This window comes from Mycobacterium sp. KBS0706 (assembly GCF_005938675.2).
Taxonomy (GTDB): domain Bacteria; phylum Pseudomonadota; class Alphaproteobacteria; order DSM-16000; family Inquilinaceae; genus Inquilinus.
In genome coordinates this window covers 1-2,212 of sequence record NZ_VCCH02000245.1, presented here as the reverse complement: position 1 = coordinate 2,212, position 2,212 = coordinate 1, and the positions used below count along the sequence as shown (strand labels likewise).

The 2,212-nt window shown below is 63.7% G+C and carries 2 protein-coding genes; both read right to left on the bottom strand.

Annotation, left to right across the window (positions count from 1 at the left end; translation table 11 throughout):
- Positions 1 to 1,484, bottom strand: a 1,484-nt coding sequence (locus tag FFK22_RS41530) for a hypothetical protein (RefSeq protein WP_143956985.1), incomplete at its 3' end; no start/stop codon positions are given.
- 111 nt (positions 1,485 to 1,595) lie between these two features.
- A complete protein-coding gene (locus FFK22_RS41525) occupies positions 1,596 to 1,868 on the bottom strand; it encodes a hypothetical protein (RefSeq protein WP_143956984.1) in 273 nt (90 codons plus the stop codon).
- Between the last annotated feature and the right edge of the window lie 344 nt (positions 1,869 to 2,212).

Here is a 2,212-nt window from a genome sequence, read left to right as displayed (position 1 = left end):
AGCGTGAAGCGGTTCAGCGGCGGCAGAACCATGCTTCGCTCGGCGGCGCGCCGGACCATCTCGGCGCCTTCGTCCCACCGGCCACGGGCGAAGATGCGAATGCCGAGTTCCGCCAGCAGCTCGGGATTGTTCGGGTTGATTTCGATCGCCCGGCGGCCGGCCCGGTCTGCCGCCTCGAAATTGCCGAGCCGGTGGTTGACGTCCATCAACGCTTCGAGGGCACTCTCGGATTCCGGGGCCAGCGCCACAGCCCGTTCGGCCGCCTGCAGCGCCCGCGTCGCCGATTGCTGCGCCGTGCCGATGCGATTGAAGGCGTTGCGATCCTCGTCGAGATAGACAAAGGCGAGCATGGACCAGGCGTCTGCATAGGTCGCATCCGCCGCGACCGTCGCTTCGAGGCACGCGCGGACGTCTCGGTGCAGGATCTCGGAAATCGCCATGTAGTAGGCACGCGCCCGCAGGACGCAGCCATAGCCGCTGGTCGGGAGAACCATCTCGATATGCGTCTCGCGCGTGGTGACGAGCCCCGTCGGCTCTCCGATGCGGGTCGCGACATCGCGCGCGATCTCATCCTCGATGGGGATCATGGTCCCGTCGGTGACCGACCGATCGATCGCGTCCGACCAGACCGTCTCGCCACGCCGGACGTCGCTCAGCCGCCACCAGAAGCGGATCGAACCGCCGTCCTCCCGAAGACTGGAGTCGAGCACATAGAGTGAGCGCCGGTCGCCCTCCACGGCCAGGCGATCTTCGATCGCCTGGCGCCGCGCGTCATCCGGCGCATAGACCACTCGGAGCCCCTGGAACCGCGTCAAGGCCATCATCAGCGACTGGGACAGGCCGAGCGCCATCTGGGTTCTCACGGGATCACCTGGTGCCACTGCGACCGGATCGATGATCAGGAGCGGTTCCTGCGACGCCGCAGGCGGCTGCAGGAGCAGGTATGCACTGGCCGCGACTGCCGCGGTCAAGGCGGCGACGACAGCCAGGCCCTTCCACCTGCCCATGATCGCGAAGGGGTGCTGTGGCTGTTTGGGCTCGGGCACCTGCGGAGCGGATGGTGGCGTCTCGGGAGGCTCAGCAGGGCGGTCGCCTGGTCGAGTCTCGAAGAACGGGACGTAGCCTCCTTTGGGCATTGTGATGCGGATCGAGGCATCGGATCCCGGACCCGCATAGTAGGCGGTCAGCGCAGCTCGGAGCCGCGCCGCTTCGATCCGGACGATCGGGTCGGAGCTGCCGTCGAAATCCTCACCGCGGCCGAACACGTCGACGGCGATCGAGTATGATTTGACGCGGTCGCCGTGGCCGGCGAGGGTCTCCTCGACCGCAAAGCGCAGAAAGCGGCGGTTGCGATCGGAGGCATGGAAATTCGGGTCGCTGAGCAACTGGGCGAGCGCCTCCCGGATGGAGGCCTCGTCAATTCCTGCCTTTTCGACCTTGCAATCGGGCGGGACGCAATTCGTTTCGTTGAGCTCGGCTGGCATGTTCCCCTCGCCGCTCTCATTCATATCCAACCATCTTACTGTTAATATCACGTTCCCAACATCAAATACCGGCACGATTAATAAAATATTTGGCCCAAAGCAACTTCAGGACTATGGTCTCGGGTTTTCAGAGTGCGACGCAATCTTATCAAGGATTTCGCCTTCGATTTCCGCAACCAGCTCCCGATATTCGGAAACACGGGCATCAGCCAGGGGGTGCTCGGATTGCCGCCAGGTCTCGAGCGCATCGTGGGCTTCGGCGTAGATCTCGCAAAGTGAAGCGAACTCCTCATCCGTCTCGGCGCGGTTGGCGAGCACCGCACGACGAGCGGGCCACCGGAGCATGAGCCGGGATAGTCCTCGCCGGGCGGATCTGCTCAGCATCGGCAGCGACCTCCAGTCCAAAGTCTCGGTTGCAAACTGGCACCTTGTACGACGGCGGAAGGCGTGTCCCGGTTCGATATCAGTGCGGAGTACATCTCCTCCTTTGATCCCACCGTCCCTGCGGTGAGGCCCGTCGCCTCTTGAAGCGGGACTCGGTTCGAACTCTGGTCAGTTCAACCGGTCAACGATGGCGCAAGGCCGGCTCCGAATGACAGGGTGCTCGAGGGGATCCAATTCAAACGGAGCGCGAGAGGTTAGACGATGCCACCCCTATCCAGCAGAAACGAGGCTGCAGCGGTAATGTTACGGTTACGTTGGATCGCCAAACCGGGTCCGTTTTGGGA

Bases quoted from the DNA above. Each gene is read 5' to 3' on its own strand.
- FFK22_RS41525 (WP_143956984.1), bottom strand. From the start codon at position 1,868: ATGCTGAGCAGATCCGCCCGGCGAGGACTATCCCGGCTCATGCTCCGG.